The following is a 24,231-nucleotide window of genomic DNA, read 5'->3' on the forward strand; positions in this document are numbered from 1 at the left end:
AGGGTTTATTATATGTCAGAATCAGCTGAATTACGTATTGTTCAGGATTTATCGCAGCGTATTGTAGAGGCGCAACGCAAGATCAGGATTCTTGATAGTATCAAATGGGATGATTCCATAAAAAAAGAGTTTTTTAAACATAAAGATAAGAAGTTGCCGCTGGTTGATAAAGAATATTATGAGAAAAAGCCTTTACCCTTTAATGTTTTTGAAAAGCAAGAAGAGTTCCGTAATATTTTGCGTGATGCTCAGAATCAATTAGGGCAATATTCTACTTTAACTCGTTTAATTCGACGCCAATGTGAAGAATACATTAGGGCAATACAAATGCTCGCTGCACGAGGTACACCCGCATTTTCCGAAATAGCGACAGAGCTGTATGGCAGCCCCAATGATGTGTTTTATGCGGGGGGGCCGCGTATGTCAGAGATGGGTACATTACTCTTTGATGTATTAACTGGCCTGAGCGTTCAATTGCAATCAGAAGCAGATATAAAACATTATACGCCGCAACAAGCACAAGAAATTTTACAAGCTCGATTAGGACAGTTTTTTGATAAGCATCCAGGTAAAGTCACTGTTATGGTCAGCGATGATATGATTGCAGATGCTTCAGCAGGTGCTGACAGTATTAAACTGAGCCAACAAGCTATGTTTAGTGATCGAGATCTTCGTTATTTGGAAGTGCATGAAGGATGGGTTCATGTGGGTACAACTTTGAATGGTTCGATGCAACCTAATTGTTTTTTTCTTTCCAAAGGCTCGCCATCCAGTAGTGTCATCCAGGAAGGTTTAGCAGTGATCACAGAGGTCGTCACCTTTTCTTCATATCCTAGTCGGATGTTAAAAATTACTAACAGAGTAATTGCTTTAGATATGGTGACCCAAGGAGCAGATTTTCTTGATATTTATAATTATTTTTTGGGATGTGGTTTGAGTGAAGAAGACAGCTATAATCAAACAGTGCGCGTTTTTAGAGGCAGTATACCAACCGGAGGCCCTTTTACAAAAGATCTTTCTTATGCCAAAGGTTTTGTGTTGATTTACAATTACATTCGTTTTGCCATAAGCAAAAAGCATGTTGAATCGATTCCATTATTATTTACAGGTAAATTAGTTTTGGACGATTTGCCTTTACTGACTGAATTAAAAGAGAGTGGGATATTAGCTAATCCTGTTTATCTTCCACCTCCATTCCAAGATTTGGCTGCATTAAGTGCCTGGATGAGCTTTTCTTTATACTTAAATCAGTTTGATTTGAATGAGATCCAAAAGAACTTTCGATTTTTGTTGGTTTAAATTTTAAAATATGTCGTTAAATTTATTTTTGTAAAGGCCAGAAAGGGCGCTGCTTTTAAGGTAAGCGCCCTGGTTATAATTTTATTATTATAAAACTATTTTTCTAGCGTTGACCAAACCTTGATCCAGCTGTATGATTTTCATCATCTTTATTATCATCAGTTGATTCTCTTTCTTTCAATAATTCTTCTTGCAACTGTTTTTCAATGTAATCATCGTCAAACAAGGGTTCGTTTTTCTCGTATTCCTTAATTTTTTCCTTTTTATCAAAAGATTTTTGTTTCTTTAATTTCTCTGACTCATTTGGTTTAAACGGCATTTGATTTTCCTCTGGTTCAGGGTAAGTAGTTAACAATCCAGCTTTTGATCGTTGTTCTCGTTCACATCATATCCTGATTTAAATAATATTTCATTGGAGCTGATGGATAAATTTCTCTTTCTCTGGTGAGAAAAAAATTGATCTCTATTAAGAATTGGTTCTATATGTCTTTTACCACGAAATTCTGCTAATTTTTCCGAATCGTAAATTTCTGCTTTTTTATCTTTCATATCTATCCATGCAACATAAACAGGAGTAGTACCCTGTGGCACGTTAGTATCATAAATAGAGACTTGAATATCTTTAGTTCCAACTAATTCTTGATTGGAAAGCATGTCATAAGTTGCTACAGTAACATTGCGATGGGAGTTGATTAAATAGGAAGTTTGTACATAACGACCGGTACTCTCTCCACGGTGTTGGGCTCTTTTTACTGAACTTTCAGGATCAACAGTAACAATTGAAATTTCAAGTTTGCCATTATTTTGTGTTCCTAGTTGAATTCTATCATTAGCTGGAGCTACTCCATCAATTAACATATGGGGAGCGCAATTTTGGCTAATTTTTTGGCGCATCTTTTCGTAACCCATGAGTGTAATATAAGATGCTTCGTCATTGTTTAACGATACATGCAGCTCTTTATCCGTTCCTAGTTGTTCCTGATATCCTTGACATACTAATATGCGATGTGTGTCTGTGTTAATTTTAACCATATCTCGCTCATCGATACCTCTTGTTGTTTTTGCTTCATGAAGTACTCGAGCGAGAATGGTTCCTTTTCCTGATGCAGGTGCTCCAGCCAACATAAATGTTACCCTCTCTTCTCCTTGGTGTACTGATAATTTTTGCAAGGGGGCTTCTCCGATGACATTTCCCTTTGAATCATGGATAGGGAAAGGAGTTTCTGTAGCAACAACCTGGTCAATAATTTCTTTTATTTTAGGAGTAATATTCATCTGGATGCATTTTTTCATTTCTTCATTATAAACCATATCTTCCATGGTCATTTTTACTAATAAAGGGAACGCTTCCTCTGGATTAATATGGTGCTTCATTAGAAACTTTGTGGATACTTGATATTGCTCATTTTCGAAGGCAGCTTTTATTCTATCGTATACTTCTTTGTATTTAGCCAACGAAGGATCGAGTTCTTCTTTTGTATGGATCGTGTCAAAGGCTTTTAGAGCAGTAATTTTTGCTGTTTCTTTAATTGCTTGCTCAAATTCTTTAAAGTTGATTTTAGAAACTTTGTCATAAATGTAGTCGATGTATTTATATAAATCCAGTTCTTCACCACATTGAACTTCAGTTTCAAGGGTTGCAATGGTATCGAAGTATACGAGACGTTCAATTGGATAAGTAATAAGACTTTGGACCGAGGGGTATTTGGGTTTTTCTGTCTTAGTGTATGCTGCGTTACATGCCATTATTTCAGCGATGTCTAGCTTGGGACGTTGACAACTTTGCAAATTGGTATGTGTATATATTGGTTCTATACCCGATTTGATCAATTCTAAAACTTGAGTTGCTGGAACATTTTCAATATATTTAATTGTTTCATCAATTTTATTTTGCATAGCTTACTACCTGGTAGTCAAATAATTTTTTATTAAAATAATAATCCAATCCATATACTCCTACTAAATGAGCCAATAGATTGTTTGTATTAAAATAGGAGGTTTCTCTTGTACTCATTGCCATTAAGTTAATAGAGTAGTCATCCTTGCGCAGGCGAGACCCTTATGAATGGAAACCGCTAGAACAGGAATGCTACTTTTTTACTGGTATGAGCCTGTACTGAAGTATTCAGACGATGCAGCTGCATTAAACTTTACACGCTACAGCTGCTTCTACATATTCGTTGTTTACCTCTTTTTCTGGCTGACGGGTAAAGAACCGATGAATATTGCTAGGGCGGCACGACTTAGGTTTCGCATATTCGTTCATTGTTCTTGCTAGTTGAGGATACTCCGAAACTAATTTTTGGGCCTGCTCTTTGATGTATGAATCATTAGACTTATGAATCATTCCTAAGTAATAAGCTGCTCTTCCCACATCATCTGTTTTTGCCAATATTTGGCACATTACCAGCATTGCATTAGTACATCCTAAGTTAGCAGATTCACGCATGGTTTTTTTGTACTGAGCAGAATTGGGTGGATAGATATGTGCTAAATGATATAATGCCATCGGATTATCTTGAGCTAAGGCCAACATTTTAGGTAAATGTTGTATCACAGCTGTTTTTATGGCTGGATCATTAGGTGATTCATGTAATTTGTTTACTAATGCAGCAAATTCATTACTTAATGTGGTCATTTCCTTACCCCCAACGTTAACTACTCTTGAGTGTAGAATAAAAGATGAAGGTTAAGGTAAGATTAAGCCCAATTGTCTTTACGTTTTTTTTACATTTTCAAATATTGCCCACCCCAAATGGAACAACATATGCGCTAATATTGCTGTAATAAGTCCATATTGCCAAAATAAGTACCCAAAAAGTAAGGATTGATAAAGGCTAAGCAGCATAAAGGAATAGAGAAAGCGTCGACTTGAGGTACAACCAGCAGCAATATAGGCTGGCAGTTGCCCTAGTGCAAATATTAACCCACTAATAAAAATCGAAATCCAAATAGCAAGGTTGAGATACTGCTTCGCAAAAAGTAAACCAAAAAAGGCCGTTAAATTCATGAGCCCCCAGCGGGCGATTACTTCTTCAACTACGCCTCCATAAAGAATACAACCATCAACACCAAGAGTACTACGAATCTTTTCCATGATTTCCAGACTTTTTTCGTCAATAATTCGTTTTATTACTCCATAATACAGAACGCAAAAAATAAGAAGTCCAAAAAATGCATACAAGACTGTAGGTAATACAATAGGTAAAAGTGTACTTATTCCAGTGGTCCCTTGTAAAAGTGCTTCGAGTTTAGGGGCTCTTAAACCCGTTGTTGGAGACAAGACTGCGCCTGCGATACTCAAAATAAAAACCATAAACAGGGTTTGCAGAATGGCAAAACGACTTATTCGCTTTTTTAATTCTTCAGAATTATCGGGTAATAAAAAATAAATTAAACGCTTTATCGCTATTATTACTCCTGGGATGGATAAGCAAAATAAAACAATGATTAAAGGCCAATTGAGAGTCATTTTTCATCCTTAGATAATACAGCATAAAAAAAGCCATCCATACCTTGTTCCCCAGGTAGAATTTGTTGACCGTATTTTGTTGTATGTCCCCAGGGCCAAGATTTTGAGATTATTTTACAGTCAGGATTGTTTTTTATAAAATTAGCTATTTGTTGCTCATTTTCAGCAATCATTACCGAGCATGTGGCATAAACAAGTATCCCTCCTTTTGCCAATAGAGGCCATAAAGCCTGAAGCATAGCATGCTGGATTTTTGTAATAGCGACAATTTCTTCATCGTTTCGGAGTAATTTGATATCGGAATGGCGTCGAATTACTCCAGTTGCAGAGCAAGGGGCATCTAATAGAATACGATCAAAGAACTGCCCATCCCACCATTGGGAAGGGACTAATGCATCGCCTTGAACCAAAGTAGCATGCAGATTGAGGCGATTTAAGTTTTCTCGAACTCGGTCTAATCTTTTAGAATCAATCTCCACAGCAACACATGCTGCAAGATGAGGTTCTTTTTCTAAAATATGACAGGTTTTCCCTCCTGGAGCACAACAGGCATCAAGCACACGGAGGCCTGGTTTTAAAGATAATAATGAAGCTGCTAATTGAGCTGCGCTATCTTGTACTGAAACTAAACCTTCAGTAAATCCGGGAAGTTGATGTACGTCACAAGGTGTTTTTAGAACGATTGCTTCTGGCGCTATAGGATGAGAATCTGCCGCAATATCTGCTCGTTTTAAAATATTTAAGTACTCAGACACGGATATTTTTTGCAGATTGACTCTTAAAGACATAGGGGGATGAGTATCGTTTGCTTTAGCTATAGTTTGCCAGTCGTTAGGCCAATCCTTTTGTAATCGTTTCAATAACCATTCGGGGTGTCCATAAAGAAATAAGGGATCATTATTGAGTCGATTGAGAATTTCATTCTGTTGGCGACAAAAATTACGTAATACTGCGTTCAGAAGGCCTTTGGCCCATCCTTTTTTTATTTTTTCAAGTAATGCAACGGTTTCTTGAACAACAGCATAGTCAGGCAACTTCATATAGTGTAATTGATAGATGCCTATTAATAGGGCAATCCAAACTTCTACTTCTTTAGGTTTTTTTTGAATGAGGGAATTTGCTAGAGCCTGCAAACGAAAATAATGTCGACAAAAACCAAAGCAAATTTCTTTAGTCATTGGCGAAATTTCTGCAGAAGATGACATAAGCTGCGATAAGGGCTTTTTTTCAACCAGTAAGTGGGTGATAATTTTTAGGGCATGTAGTCGTTCATTAGCTTTCTTTCGCGGTTCTACTGCAGAGGAGCATGATGTCGTTGATATAGAGTCCTTATGTTTTTGCGTCGTCACTGCAGTATTGCGTTTCGAGTCGTTTCGCACTTTTCTCTCTGCGGCGAATTTTGAAGGGGGGCTATTCTTGTTCATCAAAACAGAAACCTGCATGCACATGTGATTTAGATGAATTTAACCAATCTGATATAGAGATGATTTTAGCACCAGGAAGCTGAATTTTTTCTACTAGCAAACCTTGACTCCCAGTTGCAATCAGTAACCCTTTTTTATCGATGCTGACTACTGTTCCGGGCGTTTCTGCAAAGGGCTTTGCAATAACTTTGGCTTGATGAATACGTAAAATTTCTTCGCCAAAGAACGTGTACGCTATAGGCCAAGGATTGAAGGCGCGAATTTTTCGATCAATTTCTATTGCAGTTTGTTGCCAATTAATACATGCATCTTCTTTATTAATTTTATTCGCATAAGTCGCTAATTCATTTTTTTGGATTTCTGGTTTTATCGTTTGGTTGGCTAATTCATTAAGTGTATCTAATAAGGGTTGAGCGGCAATTTGAGCTAACTTGTCATGCAAACTGCTTGCCGTTTCTGTAGGTATGATAGGACAAGTTACTTTATGCAGCATCGCTCCAGTATCCAACCCTACATCCATTTGCATGATGGTGACTCCAGTTTCTTGATCACCGTGCAGGATAGCTGATTGTATTGGAGAAGCTCCACGCCAGCGCGGTAATAAAGAAGCATGTACATTAATACAGCCTAATCTAGGAATTTCAAGAACTGCTTTAGGAAGTATTAATCCATACGCGATAACAATCATAACATCTGGCTTTAAAGCAACTAACTCAGCAATTGCCTCAGGGGTTTTAAAGTTAACAGGCTGATAGACTGGGATTTGATGAATTATAGCCCATTCTTTTACAGCAGAAGCCTGTAGCTTTCGGCCTCGACCTGCAGGTCGATCAGGTTGAGTATAAATCGCTTTGAGATGATGATTTGAATACGATAATGCATCAAGACAAGGAATGCCGAATGATGGTGTACCCGCAAAAACTATAGTTAATTGATTCATGATTTGCGTGCGTGTTGACGTTTGAATTTTTCTAATTTTTTTCGTGCCATGGCTTTTTTTAATGGAGAGAGCAAATCGACGAATAGCTTACCATTCATATGATCAATTTCATGTTGCAAACATTCAGCGAGCAAGCCATCAGCTTGGATTTCAAAAGGATTACCTGTTCTATCTAACGCTTTTACAGTAACTTTTTCTGCACGAACCACTGTATCATAAGCGCCAGGAACAGAGAGACAGCCTTCTTCAAATTTCTTTTTGCCTTCAGAAGCTATGATTTCAGGATTAATAATCACGAGTTGATTTTTTTTATCACCTACAACATCGATGACGGATAATCTCAGACTAACGCCAATTTGGGGGGCTGCAAGTCCTACACCACGAGCGGCATACATAGTCTCAAACATGTCCTCAATTAGAGTTTGTAATTTGTCATCAAAATGAACAATAGGTTTTGCAACCTCTCTTAATCGAGCATCAGGTAAGTAAAGAATTGTATGAATAGCCATCGTTTATCTGGTTCTCTGCATAAAAATCATGATATTATCCTTGATATATTGTAAGGCTGCAAGATATTCCAACAAAGGATTGACTCAATGAGGCTCGTTCTCTCGTTATTGTTTTTTTTCTTTTCTACTTTGAATTATGCCTTAAGTTTAAAGTCAGATGCTCCTCGACGTTATGTAGTCCAGCATGGAGATACTTTATGGACTATTGCTAATCGTTATTTGCATAATCCTTGGGAGTGGAAAGAGCTTTGGCATGCTAATCCTAAGATAAGAAATCCTAATCGTTTATATCCAGGAGCAGTTCTGATTTTAGCCGATGAGGGCAACAAACAATACATCAACGTGTTATCCAATGGCACGGTAAAATTATCACCTAATGTACGTCCTATGCCTCTTGATGAGGCTGTTCCTGCGATTCCATTAAGCGATATAAAGCCTTTCTTGAATGAATCTTTGATTTTGGATCAGGATGTTCTTAATTGGGCGCCTTATATTGTAGCTTTCGTTGGAGAACATATGATGGGGGGGCAAGGAGATGAAGCTTATGTACAAGGCTTGCATCCATCTCGAGAGCTACCAGTAAGAGGTAATCCTGCTTATTCTGTTTTTAGGAGCGGTAAAAATTATGAGCATCCCAGGACTAAAGAGTTTTTAGGATATAGAGCAGATTTAGTGGGTTATTCTGAACTGGTTGCAGGTGGTGAACCTGCTACTATTGTATTAACCAGTATCAATGAAGGAGTTAAAGTCCATGACAGTGTATTGATTAATAATAGCCCCGAATTTAATTTGTATTTTGAACCTAAAGCCCCAAGTTTTCTTGTGAAGGGTTATATCATTGATATGCCAAATGGAATGCCTAATGGAAATGCTCAAGAAGCTGTAGGAGGTGTTGTGGTGATTAGCTTAGGTGCTCGTGATGGACTGGGAGCTGGGGATGTGCTTGGTATTTACAGAGATTCGGGCATAGTTCCTGATCCTAAGTATAAATTAGCACCCATACAATTGCCGCCTGAGCGTATTGGAGAGGTTATGGTTTTTCGGGTATTCACCAAGGCAAGTTTTGCTGTGATTGTTCGTTCAACGCGAGCTGTTTATTTGTTAAACTCGGTGACTAATCCATGAGTAATTTACCCTTTTATCTTGCTTTAAACCGAATGGAAAAAGTCGGACCACGTACCGTAGTAAAGTTGCATCAGCGCTGGCCTGATTTACAACAAATGTTTCGGCTCTCAACCGTTGAATTAGAGCAAGTAGGTGTGCCTAGTGCTTTAGCGCAAACCATAGTTAATTTTGAGTTCAATTCAATTCAAACAGATTTGGACTGGTTTAACGCAGCAGACGATCATCATCTTCTGACTTGGGATTCGCCAGAGTATCCCGCTTTATTAAAAGAAATTACTGATCCTCCTATAGTTTTATATGCGAAAGGTCAACTCTCTTGTTTGCAGCAACCAAAGCTTGCTATAGTGGGAAGTCGTAATCCGACAGTAACTGGAAGCGAGAATGCAAGGAAGTTTGCAAAATCAATTGCAGCTTATGGAGTTACAATTGTAAGTGGTTTAGCTTTAGGTATTGATGCGCAGGCTCATAGAGGATGTTTAGAGGCGGGAGGCCAAACAATCGCTGTTTTAGGTACCGGTGTTGATTGTATTTATCCGTATCGACATGTAAAACTTTCGCAACATATTAGCCAAAATGGTTTACTATTAAGCGAATTTCCTTTAAAAAGTCCGCCAATTGCTGGACATTTCCCAAGAAGAAATCGTATAATAAGTGGTCTATCATTGTGCACATTGGTTGTTGAGTCAGCAATAAAGAGTGGTTCATTAATCACAGCACGAATGGCTTTAGAACAAAATCGCGATGTGCTAGCGATTCCAGGTTCTATTCATAATCCTTTGGCTCGAGGGTGTCATTACCTGTTACAGCAAGGAGCTAAATTAGTTACTTCGGTTGCTGATGTTCTCGAAGAGTTAATGATTGATTCAAAAGAACAAACAACGAGTAAAGCAATTTTACCTCTTGCCAGCGGGAATAAAAACCTAGTAAAGTTCATTGGTTTTGAAATGACTACTGTTGATCAGATCATTTTACGTAGTGGATGCACCGTTGAGCAAGTGATTCGTGAGCTTGCAGAATTAGAATTAAATGGGGCAGTTGTATCTGTGCCCGGTGGCTATATGAGGTGTTAGTATATGAAAGATAACTTATTTGAAATGTTATTGAGTTTATTTGAAACAAGTCTTACTCAGCTACAAAAAAGCCATAAAATCTCTGATCAGGATGCAGTTGAATCTAACGATGAAGAGAGTTTGGCTTCCGAAGAGCAGATGGTGCATTTGAAATCGCAACAGCATACATCAACTCGGGTATTTACCTATGATGAGCAAATAAAACTAACTAAGGCCAGCTATCAATTTCTTGTACGCATGAAATTATGGAAAATTCTTAATGCGGAAACTTTCGAAATCATTATGAATCAAATACAATTTTCTGAATCTCGCATTGTGACCCTTCAAGAGACTAAATGGACAATAAGGAATGCACTCGCTAATAGTTTAGATGAAGAACAATTGGCTTTTCTCGATTTAGTTCTTTATCAATCAGAAGATGAGTTGACATTACATTAATATCATCTATTACCTATATTACGAGAATTTTTTAATAATTCATTCTTTAGCGCCAATATTCGCCTTCACTTCGCGGATTTTTGGCATTCTTGTATTGAAATGGGGCAGAAGGATAAGGTTAACATTAAGATGAGCAAACATTTGGTAGTTGTTGAATCACCCGCTAAAGCAAAAACAATTCAAAAATATCTAGGTAGTGATTACGAGGTCATCGCCTCTTATGGGCATGTGCGTGATTTACCTGCACGTAAAGGATCAGTCAAGCCCGATAAAGATTTTGCTATGACATATGTTCCTATTGAAAAGAATGCTCGTCATATTGAAACAATCGCAAAAATACTCAAAAAATCGGATTCCTTATTGCTCGCAACGGATCCTGATAGAGAAGGGGAAGCTATTTCTTGGCATATTTATGAATTAATGAAAGAAAAAAATCTGACAAAAGATAAGCCTATTCATCGGATTTTTTTTAATGAAATTACTAAATCAGCCATTCAAGATGCTCTAAATCATCCGCGTTCTATTTCAATGGATTTGGTTAATGCCCAACAAGCAAGACGGGCATTAGATTATCTAGTAGGCTTTAATCTTTCTCCTTTACTGTGGAAGAAAGTTAGAAGAGGTCTGTCTGCTGGTCGAGTACAAAGTCCTGCTTTGCGTCTTATTGTGGAACGTGAAGAAGAAATCGAACGTTTTGTTGCCCAAGAGTATTGGAAGATTCTAGCTCAATGCTTCCATGCAAATAGTGCGTTTGAAGCACGCTTAACTCATTATAAACATGAAAAACTACATCAATTTTCGGTAGTGAAGCAAGAGCAAGCAGAGCAAATCAAAGAATTTTTGATTAACGAAGCCAAAGGTTCTTTACTGGTTACACATATTGAGAAAAAACAACGTAAACGAAAACCTTCCCCACCTTTTATTACGTCTACTTTGCAACAAGAAGCTGCACGAAAATTAGGTTTTACCGCCAGAAAGACAATGATGGTTGCTCAGCAGTTATATGAAGGAATAGATATAGGAACAGGAACTGTTGGTCTTATCAGTTATATGCGTACTGACTCAGTAAGTTTGTCGATAGAAGCCGTAGATGAAATTCGCCAGTTTATTACAGGGCGTTTTGGTGCAGACAACTGTCCAACGAGTCCAAGGATTTATAAAACTAAATCTAAAAATGCTCAAGAAGCTCATGAAGCTATTAGACCTACATCAATTAAACGTACACCAGAAATGGTGCAATCATGTCTGACTGCAGATCAATATAAGCTTTATAATTTGATTTGGAAACGTACAATAGCATGCCAAATGGCCGATGCTGTATTAGATACAGTTGCTGTAGATTTAAGTTGTGGTGAAGGTACTCTTTTTCGTGCTAATGGTTCTACAGTCATATTTTCTGGATTCCTTTCAGTGTATGAAGAAGGTCGTGATGATACTAAAGAAGATGAGAATGACGGTTCTTTGTTACCAGCGCTAGCCGTGGGGGAAAAAGTAAAAGTACAGGATATATTAGCCAATCAACATTTTACTGAACCACCACCACGATATTCTGAAGCAACTTTGGTTAAAGCATTGGAGGAGTATGATATAGGTCGTCCTTCAACTTACGCGACTATTATCCATACCTTACAACAACGAGAATATGTCGTTGTTGATAAAAAGCGCTTCTTTCCAACTGATGTAGGTCGCATAGTCAATCGTTTCTTGACTGGCTATTTTACACGTTATGTTGACTATAAGTTTACTGCAGAGCTCGAAGATACGCTTGATGCAGTGTCTCGTGGCGAAAAAGAATGGATACCTGTTTTAGAGGAGTTCTGGCGGCCATTTGTACAACAAATCCAAACTACAGATGAGCAGGTACAACGTAAAGATGTGACCTCAGAGGTTTTGGATGAAAAATGCCCCAAATGCGATAAGCCCCTATCCATTAGATTAGGCAAACGTGGACGATTTATTGGATGTACTGGATATCCTGAATGCGATTATACTCAAGATATTTCAGGTCAGGAAAATGAAAAAAAAGAACCTGAAGTAATTGAGGGAAGAGTGTGTCCTGAATGTTCTAGTCCTTTGCATATAAAAGCCGGACGTTATGGTCGTTTTATTGGCTGCAGTAATTATCCTCAATGTAAGCACATGGAGCCCATAGAAAAACCAGCTGATACTGGTGTTGATTGTCCTAAATGCCACCAAGCAAAAATACTACAACGCAAATCAAGAAAAGGAAAAATTTTTTACTCATGCGGTAATTATCCAAAGTGTGATTATGCTTTATGGAATGAGCCGATTAATCAACCCTGTCCAAAATGCAGTTGGCCTATTTTGACGGTTAAGGAAAGCAAGAAATTTGGTCGTCAAATTTTATGTCCACAAGAAGGATGTGGTTACTCTGCAAAGGAAGAGTAAATCTAAAATGAGTGCTCATGTAATGGCACGCTACAGAGTTGTTAGACCTGAATTTGAAGCTATTTTCCCAGCCTGCTTGCTTGAGGCTGGGTTTGGATAATAATTTAATACCAATCAATAGTAGTTGCTGTTACATCTACACCGGGATAAGTATAAACCGCTACAGGTTGAACGGAAGGCATAACTTGCCGGTATTCGACAACATCGGTTGAGTTATAGCATCCAGACATCAAGACAGCACTAATTATTAGGATAATCCATTTCATTATAACTCTCCTTTATTGGATACCTATAAGAATTGTATATTATTTGACCATTAATGGCCAGTTTATGGTACTCGTATCAATATTCAGAGAGCTTTGAGTCAACAAATTAGATAATGTGTTCCATTTACAAAACTCATTCTTCCTGTTCATTTTGAATCGGTATATACTCATCATCTTCTTAGAAAATAACTCAAACAGGATGTAGCGATGTTAGACAGGGCTATTGTGGTTGATGAGCAGTTTTGTAATCGGGTACGGCAAGCAGATTTTCCAAAATTAAACAGTACGATGACTCCGGAAATGGCGGAATTGGACAAGAAAACTGCTATCGATCTCTTTGATTCGCAAATCAAATCACGTCTTCTTGATTTGATTGCTAGGCAGCTAAAGGAAAAAGGCTTGTCCTTTTATACTATCGGTAGTAGTGGGCATGAAGGCAATGCAGTATGGGGACAGGTTTTTCGCCCCGATGATATGGCCTTTTTGCATTACCGAAGTGGTGCATTTTATTTACAGCGCGCTAAGAAATTACAAGGAGTAGACGGTGTTAGAGACATTTTGATGTCCTTAGTTGCTGCAGCGACTGATCCTATTTCGGGTGGACGTCATAAAGTTTTTGGTAGCGTTCCTTTAAATATTCCACCACAAACATCGACTATTGCTTCTCATCTGCCAAAAGCTTTGGGCGCTGCTTTATCTATTGCTCGAGCAAAAGAATTAAAAATTCATGGTACATTAAATCCTGACTCGGTTATCCTTTGTTCCTTTGGAGATGCATCAACCAATCATGCTTCGGCACAAACTACCTTGAATGCTTGCTCTTGGATTGCACAGCAAAATTATCCTTTACCCATAGTTTTTATTTGCGAAGATAATGGAATAGGAATTTCTGTTCCTACTCCTCGTGAGTGGATAGAGCATTCTATTAGTGCGCGTCCTGGATTGCATTATCTGGCTTGTGATGGATTAAATATCGCTGATGCTTATGCTGTAGCTCAAGAGGCTGAGTATTTAGCACGAGTAAAAAAGCAACCTGTTTTCTTGCATATGCGTTGTGTGCGTTTATTAGGACATGCAGGTTCTGACATTGAATCGCAATATTGTACTCAAGAAGAAATTGAAGCCAGAGAAGCCCAGGATCCTTTACTTCATACTGCAGGGCTTCTTTATCATGAAGGTTGGATGAGTATTCAAGATATACTCAGCCTTTATCAAAATAATAAAGATCTCATCGAAGCCAAAGCTGTAGAAGCGATTAGGCAACCTAAACTTTCCAGTGCAGATGAAATAATGTCTTCATTGATTCCTACTGTACCCAAAAAGCAGTCTTTTCCCCTCCCAAACGAAGCACAGCGTACGGTTGTTTTTGCCAACGCATTGTCGCAATTAACTCAAAAACGTAATTTATGCCAACAGATTAATTTTGCTTTAACTGATTTAATGCTGCAATATCCTAATATGTTGGTATTTGGCGAAGATGTGGGTAAGAAAGGTGGAGTTTATCGAGTGACTGCAGATTTGCAAGCACGATTTGGGCAACGTAGAGTGTTTGATACACTTTTGGATGAGACAACTATTTTAGGCACTGCCATTGGTTTAGCTCATAATGGATTTATTCCTGTTCCAGAAATCCAATTTTTAGCTTATTTACATAATGCAGAAGATCAGTTGCGTGGTGAAGCATCTACTTTATCCTTTTTTTCCGGTGGCCAATATCAAAATCCTATGGTTGTGCGCATTGCTTCATTGGCTTATCAAAAAGGCTTTGGCGGCCATTTTCATAACGATAATTCTATTGCGGTATTACGTGATTTACCAGGCGTAATTGTAGCTTGTCCATCCAATGGTCCAGATGCTGCAAAAATGTTGCGTACTTGCATGCGTTTGGCTTATGAGCAAGGACGAGTGATCGTGTTTTTAGAACCAATTGCTTTGTATATGACTAAAGATTTACATGCGCCTGGCGATAATGGTTGGTTATTCCACTATCCTGCTCCTGATGTTGAGATTCCATTGGGGGAAGTGGGTATTTATGGTGAAGGAGCAACAGTCATTTTGACTTATGCTAATGGTTATTATTTGTCACGACAAGCAGCGCAAGTATTGCAGGAAGAACATAAAATTTCTGTGAAAATTGTGGATTTACGTTGGCTTAGTCCCTTACCCACTGATGCAATTCTAAAAGAAATAGCCAAAGCAAAACAAGTGTTAATTGTAGATGAAGGTAGAAGAAGTGGTTCTGTGAGCGAAGGATTGATGTCTTTGCTCTTGGAAGAAGCTTCATCCAGCTTAAAAATCAAACGAATTACTGGTAAAGATTGCTTTATTCCTCTGGGTAATGCATGGCAGTATTTATTACCTAGTAAAGAAAGTATTATTGAAGCCGTAATTGCGTTAGAGTCAGATAAAAGGGAGAAAGAGAGTGGACGACTTGTTGTTTCTTGATGAACAATTGAATGACGATGAACGCATGATACGAGATAGTGTAGCGCGTTTTGTCAGCAATGATGTAATGCCTTTAATGGTTGAATCCTTTGAGCATGCTCAATTTCCACGTGAGCTGATTCGAAAGTCTGCCGAATTGGGTTTATTAGGTTTGACTTTACCTGCAGAGTATGGCGGGGCAGAAGCATCTTATGTTGCTTATGGTTTAGTGTGCCAAGAATTAGAAAAAGGGGATAGTGGCTTACGCAGTTTTGTTTCGGTACAAAGTTCTTTATGTATGTTTCCTATTTTTCGTTACGGTAGTGAAGAGCAAAAAGTACGTTTTTTACCAGGAATGGCTACCGGCGAGATTATTGGATGCTTTGGTTTGACTGAACCTGATTTTGGTTCTGATCCATCAGGCATGAGAACAACGGCGAAAAAAGTCGATGGAGGTTGGTGTTTGAATGGTGCCAAAATGTGGATAACCAATGCACCGATTGCTGATATTGCTATTGTTTGGGCAAAAACGGATGAAGGCATACGTGGTTTTATCGTGGATACTAAATCTCAAGGTTTGAGTCGTCCTGAAATTAAATTAAAGATGTCGTTACGCGCTTCTATAACTGGAGAGTTAGTATTCGACGATGTTTTTGTGCCTGATGAAAATTATCTTCCCGGTAGTGATAAAGGTTTAGGTGCCCCCTTAAGTTGCTTAAGTCAGGCACGATATGGGATTGCTTGGGGAGCCATGGGAGCGGCTATAGCTTGTTTTGATATTACTCGAGATTATCTACTGGAGCGCAAACAATTTAATAAACCGTTAGCTTCCTTTCAGCTTATTCAAAAAGATTTGGCTGATATGTATACTGAAATTATTAAAGCACAGTGTCTTAATATACAAGTGGGGCGAATAAAAGATCATCACCGTGAAAATCCTGTAATGATTTCCCTTGCTAAAGGCAATGCTTGTCGTGAGGCATTAAACATTGCACGAAAATGCAGGAATCTATTAGGAGCAAATGGAATTAGCCTTGAATATCATGTAATTCGCCATATGCTTAATTTGGAATCAGTCTTTACATATGAGGGGACAGACAACGTTCATACCCTGGTATTAGGAAAACATATTACAGGAATTAATGCTTTTGCTTAGCTCAAGCAGAAATACAGTTAAGCATTATCAATAGTACTTGCTCATGAGGAAGGCTTAAGTCTACTCTACACTAATTAACGTGAGTTCGACATAAAAGGCATAAAAATGCTGTTTATGTCGAACTCACGTTAATTAAGTTAGAGAGGTTGTCATATCTTCGCAGACAGGAATCTGTTTACAAAGATGGCATGATGCTGCAAAAAAATGGACTCCTACTGCATAGGAATAGCTACTGTTCTCTTAACTAGTGAGCTACACTCAAGGTGAATGATTTGCGAGTGTTTAGTAATTTAGTAGACTTACTTCATTAGGGATTGTATGAAGTAATGACAGATTTGTCAGACAACTTACAGGAGTATCTATGTTTAAAATGATTTTAAAAAGAGCTTTAATTTGCAGTTTAATCCTATTTAGCATGAATGCCCAGTCTGGGCAAAGTAAAGAGTTTTTAGCCAATCAATGTCAGGAATTATCCCGTGTTATTATTTCGACGTCGCAAAAACAAGATAAAAAGCAATGCATTGATAAACTTTATATGGCATCAATACAAGTAGATACAGCAGCAGTTTTAATTATCGAAGATGAACCTAATGCAGCAAAAGAAATATTGAATAATGCGGTTGCTGATTTACAGTATGCTGAGTTACTCAGCTGTAAGCAATACATACAAATTGCACATTCAAAGTATGAAGCACAGAAAATTAAGACTTTATTATAGCGACGAAAAACTTATTTTATCTGGAAGTATTTTATTTCCTAATGCGACTATTCCTATAGATTTCGATCCAGATCGAGTCAGTGATGCCTATTTAACTTACAGAGTAGATAAAGTAGATGCCAAAGCGGGAAGGAAATCTAGTGATACTTCGGGAGTATTCACAATGCATCCTTCTTTAGGGGTAAGATATGCGCAAATAAAGCATAATTTATCTTTTGCCGCTCCGGGAGAATTGAGCAGTAAATTTAGTGGATCTGGACCACTTATTAGTTTGGATGGTCACTATAATTTATGAATATCAAATTAATGAATATTTTAGTTCAATGGATACAATTAGAGGATTTGCTGGAATAGGTGGTTTAGGACCTCAAAGAATTGCCGGAAATGAAATAAATAATTTCTCTTTTCAGGGGCTTTTCTTAAGTCTAACCTTACATGCTTAAAGTATTTAGCTTGAGTGAAATATATTTTTACTTAGGAGCTGATTAGTCTTAGCTGGAGAGCAAAATCAAGATCTTTCTATGGTTCGAATAAATATTAGTGACCTATGGAAAGAATGCATTCCTTGATTGCAGCTCAAAAAGAAGATTAAAGGGCTGGATACCCATATATCCAACTTGATTTTTATATTTGCTTTTGAAGAAGTTCGTTCAATGCCAAAATGAATCAATCGCAGATTTCTAGAATAAATATTCTTACACTTGTTATTTCGTTCAGACTTCGCTATCATTTGCCAGCAGTCGGGGCGTAGCGCAGCCTGGTAGCGTACTAGCATGGGGTGCTAGTGGTCGAAGGTTCAAATCCTTCCGTCCCGACCAAAAAATCCCCTTTAAAATCAATCAGTTACATATCCAATTTTAAATCAATTTTTATATAGAAATATTTTACTGGGTACCTCAGATTTTCCGGCCGGTCCTTAGCATGTGAGTAATCGAAGGGGCCTCATTGTCGGCCCATTCACCCCGCAGGATATTTTTAGAGGATATTTATGTTAATAACGTATCTGTTCGGTAACATGAATTATGAGGCAACGAAAAAACTCTTCGGTAACATTTTTTTATGAAGCATCAGGATACCTAAGCTTGAGCACCATATTTCTTAGTAATTTTAAACTACTTCAATTTCAACAGGAGCAATGCCTTTTATACCGAGTTTTTTAGCGGCAGCAAAGGATAAATCAATTAGCCTGTTCGATAAAAAAGGACCTCGATCATTAATCCGAACCACAATCGACCGGCCATTATTCAGGTTTTTGACCCGTACTCGTGTAGCAAGTGGAAGGGTTGGATGAGCAGCTGTCATCGCATACATGTTGTAGCGCTCTCCGGTCGAGGTTTTTTGATTCCGAGCATGTGACCCATACCAGGAAGCAACTCCTTTTGCTTTGTAGTTTTTGGCTGATTTCATCACATGATATGTTTTCCCTCTGATCACATAGTGATCCGGACCATTAGATTGCTGATGCGTACAAGCAACCAGTAGCATCGGGAGTAAGCCTGTAATGAGTCGGTTAATGGTCAACAAAATCGCATAATAATTCATAAATTTATCTTCTACTTCCGCAATAGATATTTTACATATAAAGTTTAAATGTTATCGAGATGACCTTTATAAAATAAAAAAATTAATAGATCACGAGAAACAAAAATACTTTTTTACAAAGAAATCGTCAATGGGCAACACAATTTTTATCATTGCCTTCATCATTCAAGTTAATTCCAATATCTCAAGAACTTGCTAATATTTGTCAAGCCTATGCAACGAGCTTGTAATAGAAAAAAGCTGCGATTATTTCCACTTTAGAATCAGAGGCGGCTTATGAGAGGGAGGTAAGGTAGGTCCTGATGGCCAGCCCAGAATAATTGGAGCCACAGCAGTCATTTTTTTAGGTATTCCCAACTCTTCTTTCCACTCTGGTAAATTTAATGCTGGAACTGCGAAACCAACAACACACGAAGCAAGACCATAAGTTAGTGCAGCAAGCATTAAATTTTCAGCAGCTAACCAGCAGTCAGCACTGACAAATGTTCCTTTAAAAGTGCTGTATATGACAATTAAAGTACGAGCATTATAAAATACATTGAATTCCTTTTGTTGCACTATTTTCAAAACGTGCTCTTCTTGTAAGTCCAGACTTTTCTTTTTATTAGACGTTGTTAACAGCTTAGCACTTTCTGAAATACGATCTAATAATGATTTATTCTGAATTACTACAAATCCTCTAGATTCTTCATGAAGCGCTGAAGGAGCATGTATTGCAGCATCTAAAAGCTTATGAATAATTTCTGAGTCAACTTTTTTGGGTAAAAAACTACGGACAGCTCTTCGATTATATATTGCATCTATTACATCAATTTTGTAACGATTGATTAATTCTGGGTTTTCCATGGCCAGCTCCTGCTTTTTTTAGTTCGAAGTGCCTATCCATAGCTTATTATAGCAGAATCTAGAAGTTCATGATTGATATATTAAACTTGAATTGCTTAATTCTTTTTTTAATTGAGCAGCAAGTTTTTCAACGGCACTTTGGACGTATGGAGAAAGAGTAGAGTCTAAAACAATAACATCTATTTCAATTCCATAAAATATAATATTGTTGGGTAAGGCATTAAGAGCATTGGCCAATTGGAGTGCTTGCAAAACCCCTATACCATGAGTTGAGAATTGATTCTCTGGGGCAATGATCTCCTCTTTATTAAATTGATGTATCGTTCCTATCTCTTTATTTGATTTTATTGCATCAATGAGAAACACTGTATTCGCATTATTTATTAGTTCAATCAGACGAGCCCCCGGTCGATCGTGACTTTCTATTATCACGTATGAAGCGATCTCAGAGGGTAGGGCGATTTGCTGCTTTAAGATTTCTATTACTTTCCATCCAGCCTGATCATCTCCAAAAGGAGATCCAATACCTAAAACCTTTATCAGCTTCACTCGCGACTCACTTTGATGTTTAAAAAATGTGTTGAACAAGAAATGCAGGGATCGTAATTGCGTATGATCATTTCACTGTAGGAACGTAATGAATTTTCATCTTTATTCAAGCCAAATTGAGACAAGGAAATAGCGAGATCTTCCTCAATGCGCGCTTGGTTTTGGCTGGTTGGAGGGATGATGCGTGCTGTTTTGACTTGCCCTTTTTCATCGAATCGATAATGCTGCCATAAAATACCTCGTGGTGCTTCTGTGCACCCAATGCCTATCCCAGAACGTGGTTTGATTTCTTGAGGGAAAGAAGCTTGGGGCATTTCATAACGTTCTAAAATACGAATGGATTCTAAAACACAGTAATAAATTTCAACAGCTCTAGCAATGATACTTTGGTACATGTTATTCGAAGGGAAGTTAATATTTAAATTTTGTAAAAGTAGATGTATGGGTATTGGTAAGTGACCAAAACAATTATTGACTCGTGCAAGTGGTCCCACTAAATAAGGTTTATTTTGCAATAAACAATGTAAGGCAGTGGAGTAGGGAACTTGGATTTCTGTGAAATAAGTATCAAATTCATCAATGCTAATATTTAATCCATGGTTTGATACTAATCTGCCTTCGTTAAAAGGATATTCCGTAGGATGATACAATGAAACATAAATAAAATCGTGCGAATTATTTGGCAAGCTAAGTTCAGCGAGCCAACGAATTAATGCTTCACAGTCTTCGATTCTTGCCTTTGCAGTTTCTAATAGTAAATTAATTTCAGAAGGGGGCGGAGCTCTATAAAATCCACCTATACAAGCCCCAACCGGATGCACAGAACGGCCGCCAAATAATTTGATTAAATCATTACCCAATGCTTGGAGACGCATGCCTCGACGTACTTCTTCGGGGTGGACTTTTGCCATTTCAGGTGCTGATTTAAAACCTAAGAAATCAGGCAGTGCTAAAAAATGAATATGCATACTGTGGCTTTCCAGCCACTCACCGCAATAAAATAAGCGACGCATACTGCGTACCCAAGGGGTTGGTTGAATGCCAAAACAATTTTCTATTGCTTGAGTAGCACTCATTTGGTAGGCAACAGGACAAATACCACAAATACGGGCCACAAAATCGAGCACATCGGTATAACTTCGTTCTTCCAGAAATTTTTCAAATAACCTGGGCGGTTCATAAATTTTCAATTTTAATGTTTTAATTTTATGGTCACGAATTTGCAGTTCTAGTGCTCCCTCACCCTCCACTCGGGCTAAAATGGGAACATTAATTGAGATATTTTTACTCATTGATGATTTTAATTCCCTTAAAATAGGTTCCAGCAGCATTAAACGCAGCAGCCTGATTATTAATATGGAAAAATTTTTGTGCAATGGCTTTTTTACTCATGCCAAGATGTTCAAACCAATTTCCCAGCGCCAAAGTATTGGGATTATCTTTTGGTCCATAACATGCATAGCATCCTCGTCCAATGGATGGACAAAGAGAGCCGCAACCTGCTTGGGTTACTGGGCCCATACACGGTTTTTTTTGAGTCACCAGCACACATACATTTCCCTTACGTTTGCATTCCATACACTCAGAGTCTCGCTTGATACGTGGAGATGCATTTGATAATAAAAAACGAATGGCCTCTAATACTTGTGTTCCATTAACTGGACAGCCCCATAATTCCCAATCTACTTTGACATGATGGGAAATGGCAGTTGAAGTGCTTAAGTGTTTCACATAATCAGGAGATGAGTAAATACTATTCACCCATTCTTTGGAGTTATTCACTTGCCGTAAGGCTTGAATACCCCCGGCAGTAGCACATGCGCCAATCGTAATAAGGTATTTGCTGTTTGCTCGGATTTTTTTAATACGCACTTCTTCTTCTGGCGTTGAAATACTGCCTTCTACAAAGGCTATGTCTATTGCGGCATTAAGATCTACGGCCCCTGCTTCAGCAAAATGCTCGATATCAACCAGCTCAGATAAAGTAAGCAACGCCTCTCCAGCATTTAAGAATGCCAGCTGGCACCCATCACATGATGTAAATTTATGCACCGCCACGCGTGGTTTCATGATCATTAAAATCCTGGCATATTAAATAATTCCTTAATTTCTGAATAGGCAAAAATAGGGCCATCTTTGCATATAAAAAAGCCACCATATTGACAATGGCCACATTGTCCAATTCCGCACTCCATATTGCGTTCCATACTCATATAGAGGTCATTTTCAGAAATTCCTTTCTTTTTAAGCAGATTAATCGCTGTGTGCATCATGATTTCGGGCCCACACATCATTACTACAGTATTTTCTGGATTCAGACTGATTTTATCAATCATATCCGTTACATAACCCACGTTCCATGGCCATTTTGGACCTGCTTGATCTGCTGCTATATGAATTACAGTATTAGGGGATTTTTCCCATACTGCATATTTTTTTCTAAAAATAAAATCATCACTGTGTTTCACACCTTGTAAGATGCTTAAATGACCGTATTGTTTTCTTCTTGCTAAAATATAATCAATAATAGACACGGAAGGTGCGCATCCAAGTCCTCCGGTGATCACAATAATATCTTTATTCTGTGTTTGCTCAAGAGGCCAACCGCGACCATAAGGGCCACGAACCCCGATTTTATCTCCTGTTTCTAGTTTCTGTAATGCTCGGGTCACTCGCCCTACAGCCCTGATGGTGTGAGTCAGAATATCTTTTTTTTCGGGATCAGAGACAATGGAAATAGCAACTTCGCCAACCCCATAAAGGTAGAGCATATTAAATTGGCCTGGATAAAAATTAAATGTGTCGTGAAGTGACGTATCAAAAAAACGCAAATGCAGGGTAAAAATAGTAGGTGATTCCTGGATACGTTCTATAATTTCAGCTTCAAAGGGCACATAAGGATCATTTGGTTGAATCACTTTGTTGACTCCTTACATTGGATTCACCTGAAATCGCTGCTAACTCTTCTGTAATGTCAATTCCAACAGGACACCATGTCATACAACGACCACAACCCACACAGCCACTTGTATCAAATTGATCAAACCAGCTGCCTACTTTATGAGTCAACCATTGTCTGTATTGTTTTCGAGTATCCTCACGGATTATTTTTCCATTCAAATTACTATGGCCTGTTGTAAAACAAGAGTCCCATTCTCGTTGATGTTCACTTTGCGTACCATCTAAGCTCGGTTTTTCTACTTCAGTATGGCAAAAACAAGTAGGGCATACCAAAGTGCAATTCCCGCAAGATAGGCATCTTTCTGCTACCTCATCCCAACGTGGGTGATTTAAATTGGAAAACAATAAATCACGTAACTCACGTTTGTTATTTAAGGGGATTCTTTTGGTTTGCATTGCACCGGCTTGAGCTACATTTTTTATTGCCTCGTTACATTGGGTAGTTTTAGCTTCTAATAAATCTAAATTGCTAACAATTTTCTCACCGCGCTCACTCCCTGAGATGACTACAAAACCGTCAACAACTTCAGTCAAAAGGATGTCGAAAGGTTCCCTAATTTCAGGTCCGGTTCCTGCTGAAACGCAGAAACAATTTTCAGAAGAGTACGTACAATGTACAGCAACGATAAATAATTGCTCACGGCGTTTTTTATAGCGTGGATCAGGATGTGCGCTTTCGATGAATATTTTATCTTGGATGCTCATTGCTACTAAATCACAGGAACGTGCACCAATAAAAGCTATAGGCATCTCCTCTGCTTGATGGGGTTTAAACGTTAATTTTCCTTCTTTATTGCGTTCTACTTTCCATACTGTTTCATGAGGTTTAAATAAAATGGGTTTTATTGCTTGAGGGCCGTTTGCAAAAGCAAAAGCCTTGTGTTCCTGAATTTTTTCTAAACTGTAACTACCCGGAGTTTGGTGATCACGCATTCCCCAGGGTAGTTGATCCGCATGTTTGAGTACATCATAAACAATAGCACCATCTCGTATTTGAGGACCGACACAGGAAAAACCAGCCTCTTGTAATCCTTGAAACAGATTTTGCAATTGCGTGTAAGGCAAAAAATAGGGTGTCATAAA

General features: G+C 38.1%; 24 protein-coding genes and 1 tRNA gene. 10 read left to right on the forward strand and 15 right to left on the reverse strand.

Annotation, left to right across the window (positions count from 1 at the left end):
- Positions 1-12: 12 nt before the first annotated feature.
- Positions 13-1,299 carry a flavohemoglobin expression-modulating QEGLA motif protein gene (locus Lgra_RS04020; RefSeq protein WP_058498005.1) on the forward strand — a complete coding sequence of 429 codons (1,287 nt, stop codon included), beginning with the start codon at positions 13-15 and terminating at the stop codon, positions 1,297-1,299.
- 103 nt (positions 1,300-1,402) lie between these two features.
- Here Lgra_RS04020 and Lgra_RS04025 read toward each other — a convergent pair whose 3' ends face one another.
- The 7 genes from Lgra_RS04025 to def all read right to left on the reverse strand — a co-directional run bounded on the left by Lgra_RS04025 (position 1,403) and on the right by def (position 7,644).
- The gene (locus Lgra_RS04025; RefSeq protein ID WP_058498060.1) at positions 1,403-1,618 is read right to left on the reverse strand and encodes a hypothetical protein; all 216 of its coding nucleotides are present in this window, start codon (positions 1,616-1,618) and stop codon (positions 1,403-1,405) included.
- 29 nt (positions 1,619-1,647) lie between these two features.
- The gene (locus Lgra_RS04030) at positions 1,648-3,195 is read right to left on the reverse strand and encodes a zeta toxin family protein (RefSeq protein ID WP_058498006.1); all 1,548 of its coding nucleotides are present in this window, start codon (positions 3,193-3,195) and stop codon (positions 1,648-1,650) included.
- A 247-nt stretch (positions 3,196-3,442) separates the two neighbouring features.
- Positions 3,443-3,937 carry a hypothetical protein gene (locus Lgra_RS04035; protein ID WP_058498007.1) on the reverse strand — a complete coding sequence of 165 codons (495 nt, stop codon included), beginning with the start codon at positions 3,935-3,937 and terminating at the stop codon, positions 3,443-3,445.
- A gap of 78 nt (positions 3,938-4,015) precedes the next feature.
- Positions 4,016-4,771 (reverse strand): CPBP family glutamic-type intramembrane protease, encoded by a 756-nt coding sequence (locus tag Lgra_RS04040; protein WP_058498008.1) that lies wholly within the window; start codon positions 4,769-4,771, stop codon positions 4,016-4,018.
- Positions 4,768-6,195 carry a 16S rRNA (cytosine(967)-C(5))-methyltransferase RsmB gene (gene rsmB / locus Lgra_RS04045; RefSeq protein WP_058498009.1) on the reverse strand — a complete coding sequence of 476 codons (1,428 nt, stop codon included), beginning with the start codon at positions 6,193-6,195 and terminating at the stop codon, positions 4,768-4,770. Before rsmB ends, Lgra_RS04040 begins: the two co-directional genes overlap by 4 nt.
- Positions 6,182-7,135, reverse strand: a complete 954-nt coding sequence (fmt, locus tag Lgra_RS04050; protein WP_058498010.1) for a methionyl-tRNA formyltransferase — start codon at positions 7,133-7,135, stop codon at positions 6,182-6,184. The genes rsmB and fmt overlap by 14 nt, the downstream gene beginning before the upstream one ends.
- Positions 7,132-7,644 (reverse strand): peptide deformylase, encoded by a 513-nt coding sequence (def, locus tag Lgra_RS04055; RefSeq protein ID WP_058498011.1) that lies wholly within the window; start codon positions 7,642-7,644, stop codon positions 7,132-7,134. The genes fmt and def overlap by 4 nt, the downstream gene beginning before the upstream one ends.
- Before the next feature lie 87 nt (positions 7,645-7,731).
- Here def and Lgra_RS04060 point away from each other — a divergent pair, with 87 nt between their 5' ends.
- From Lgra_RS04060 to topA, 4 genes are all read left to right on the forward strand, one after another.
- Positions 7,732-8,769, forward strand: a complete 1,038-nt coding sequence (locus Lgra_RS04060; RefSeq protein ID WP_058498012.1) for a LysM peptidoglycan-binding domain-containing protein — start codon at positions 7,732-7,734, stop codon at positions 8,767-8,769.
- Entirely contained in the window at positions 8,766-9,839 is a 1,074-nt protein-coding gene (gene dprA, locus Lgra_RS04065) for a DNA-processing protein DprA (protein WP_058498013.1), read from the forward strand. Before Lgra_RS04060 ends, dprA begins: the two co-directional genes overlap by 4 nt.
- Before the next feature lie 3 nt (positions 9,840-9,842).
- Positions 9,843-10,277 carry a DUF494 family protein gene (locus tag Lgra_RS04070; protein WP_058498014.1) on the forward strand — a complete coding sequence of 145 codons (435 nt, stop codon included), beginning with the start codon at positions 9,843-9,845 and terminating at the stop codon, positions 10,275-10,277.
- A 129-nt stretch (positions 10,278-10,406) separates the two neighbouring features.
- Complete coding sequence (topA, locus tag Lgra_RS04075; protein ID WP_058498015.1) at positions 10,407-12,686, forward strand: type I DNA topoisomerase; 2,280 nt, start codon at positions 10,407-10,409, stop codon at positions 12,684-12,686.
- A gap of 104 nt (positions 12,687-12,790) precedes the next feature.
- Here the strand turns inward: topA and Lgra_RS17970 are convergent, their stop codons facing one another.
- Positions 12,791-12,952, reverse strand: coding sequence for a hypothetical protein (locus Lgra_RS17970; protein ID WP_165482869.1), 162 nt, complete (start codon positions 12,950-12,952; stop codon positions 12,791-12,793).
- Positions 12,953-13,159: 207 nt separating this feature from the next.
- Between Lgra_RS17970 and Lgra_RS04080 the strand changes: the two genes are divergently transcribed.
- The 5 genes from Lgra_RS04080 (at position 13,160) to Lgra_RS04100 (ending at position 18,068) form a co-directional block, all read left to right on the forward strand.
- On the forward strand, positions 13,160-15,397 hold the full coding sequence (locus Lgra_RS04080) for a dehydrogenase E1 component subunit alpha/beta (RefSeq protein WP_058498016.1): 2,238 nt from the start codon (positions 13,160-13,162) through the stop codon (positions 15,395-15,397).
- Entirely contained in the window at positions 15,375-16,532 is a 1,158-nt protein-coding gene (locus Lgra_RS04085) for an acyl-CoA dehydrogenase family protein (RefSeq protein WP_058498017.1), read from the forward strand. The genes Lgra_RS04080 and Lgra_RS04085 overlap by 23 nt, the downstream gene beginning before the upstream one ends.
- 361 nt (positions 16,533-16,893) lie before the next feature.
- Complete coding sequence (locus Lgra_RS04090) at positions 16,894-17,250, forward strand: hypothetical protein (RefSeq protein WP_058498018.1); 357 nt, start codon at positions 16,894-16,896, stop codon at positions 17,248-17,250.
- On the forward strand, positions 17,219-17,545 hold the full coding sequence (locus Lgra_RS18195) for a hypothetical protein (RefSeq protein ID WP_058498019.1): 327 nt from the start codon (positions 17,219-17,221) through the stop codon (positions 17,543-17,545). Before Lgra_RS04090 ends, Lgra_RS18195 begins: the two co-directional genes overlap by 32 nt.
- Before the next feature lie 446 nt (positions 17,546-17,991).
- Positions 17,992-18,068 (forward strand) — tRNA-Pro (locus Lgra_RS04100).
- A 289-nt stretch (positions 18,069-18,357) separates the two neighbouring features.
- On the opposite strand, the gene Lgra_RS04105 is transcribed toward Lgra_RS04100, so the two are convergent.
- The 7 genes from Lgra_RS04105 to Lgra_RS04135 all read right to left on the reverse strand — a co-directional run bounded on the left by Lgra_RS04105 (position 18,358) and on the right by Lgra_RS04135 (position 24,228).
- Positions 18,358-18,792, reverse strand: coding sequence for a septal ring lytic transglycosylase RlpA family protein (locus tag Lgra_RS04105; RefSeq protein ID WP_058498020.1), 435 nt, complete (start codon positions 18,790-18,792; stop codon positions 18,358-18,360).
- Between the two features lie 246 nt (positions 18,793-19,038).
- The gene (locus Lgra_RS04110) at positions 19,039-19,638 is read right to left on the reverse strand and encodes a nitroreductase family protein (protein WP_058498021.1); all 600 of its coding nucleotides are present in this window, start codon (positions 19,636-19,638) and stop codon (positions 19,039-19,041) included.
- A gap of 66 nt (positions 19,639-19,704) precedes the next feature.
- Entirely contained in the window at positions 19,705-20,187 is a 483-nt protein-coding gene (locus Lgra_RS04115; RefSeq protein WP_058498022.1) for a hydrogenase maturation protease, read from the reverse strand.
- A complete protein-coding gene (locus Lgra_RS04120) occupies positions 20,184-21,479 on the reverse strand; it encodes a Ni/Fe hydrogenase subunit alpha (RefSeq protein WP_058498023.1) in 1,296 nt (431 codons plus the stop codon). The genes Lgra_RS04115 and Lgra_RS04120 overlap by 4 nt, the downstream gene beginning before the upstream one ends.
- Positions 21,472-22,257: an NADH-quinone oxidoreductase subunit B family protein gene (locus Lgra_RS04125; RefSeq protein WP_058498061.1), complete on the reverse strand. Its 786-nt coding sequence runs from the start codon at positions 22,255-22,257 to the stop codon at positions 21,472-21,474. Before Lgra_RS04125 ends, Lgra_RS04120 begins: the two co-directional genes overlap by 8 nt.
- 5 nt (positions 22,258-22,262) lie before the next feature.
- A complete protein-coding gene (locus Lgra_RS04130) occupies positions 22,263-23,105 on the reverse strand; it encodes an FAD/NAD(P)-binding protein (protein ID WP_058498024.1) in 843 nt (280 codons plus the stop codon).
- Entirely contained in the window at positions 23,089-24,228 is a 1,140-nt protein-coding gene (locus Lgra_RS04135; RefSeq protein ID WP_058498025.1) for a 4Fe-4S dicluster domain-containing protein, read from the reverse strand. Before Lgra_RS04135 ends, Lgra_RS04130 begins: the two co-directional genes overlap by 17 nt.
- Positions 24,229-24,231 lie beyond the last annotated feature (3 nt).

This window comes from Legionella gratiana (assembly GCF_001467695.1).
In the GTDB taxonomy this organism is placed as follows: Bacteria; Pseudomonadota; Gammaproteobacteria; order Legionellales; family Legionellaceae; genus Legionella; species Legionella gratiana.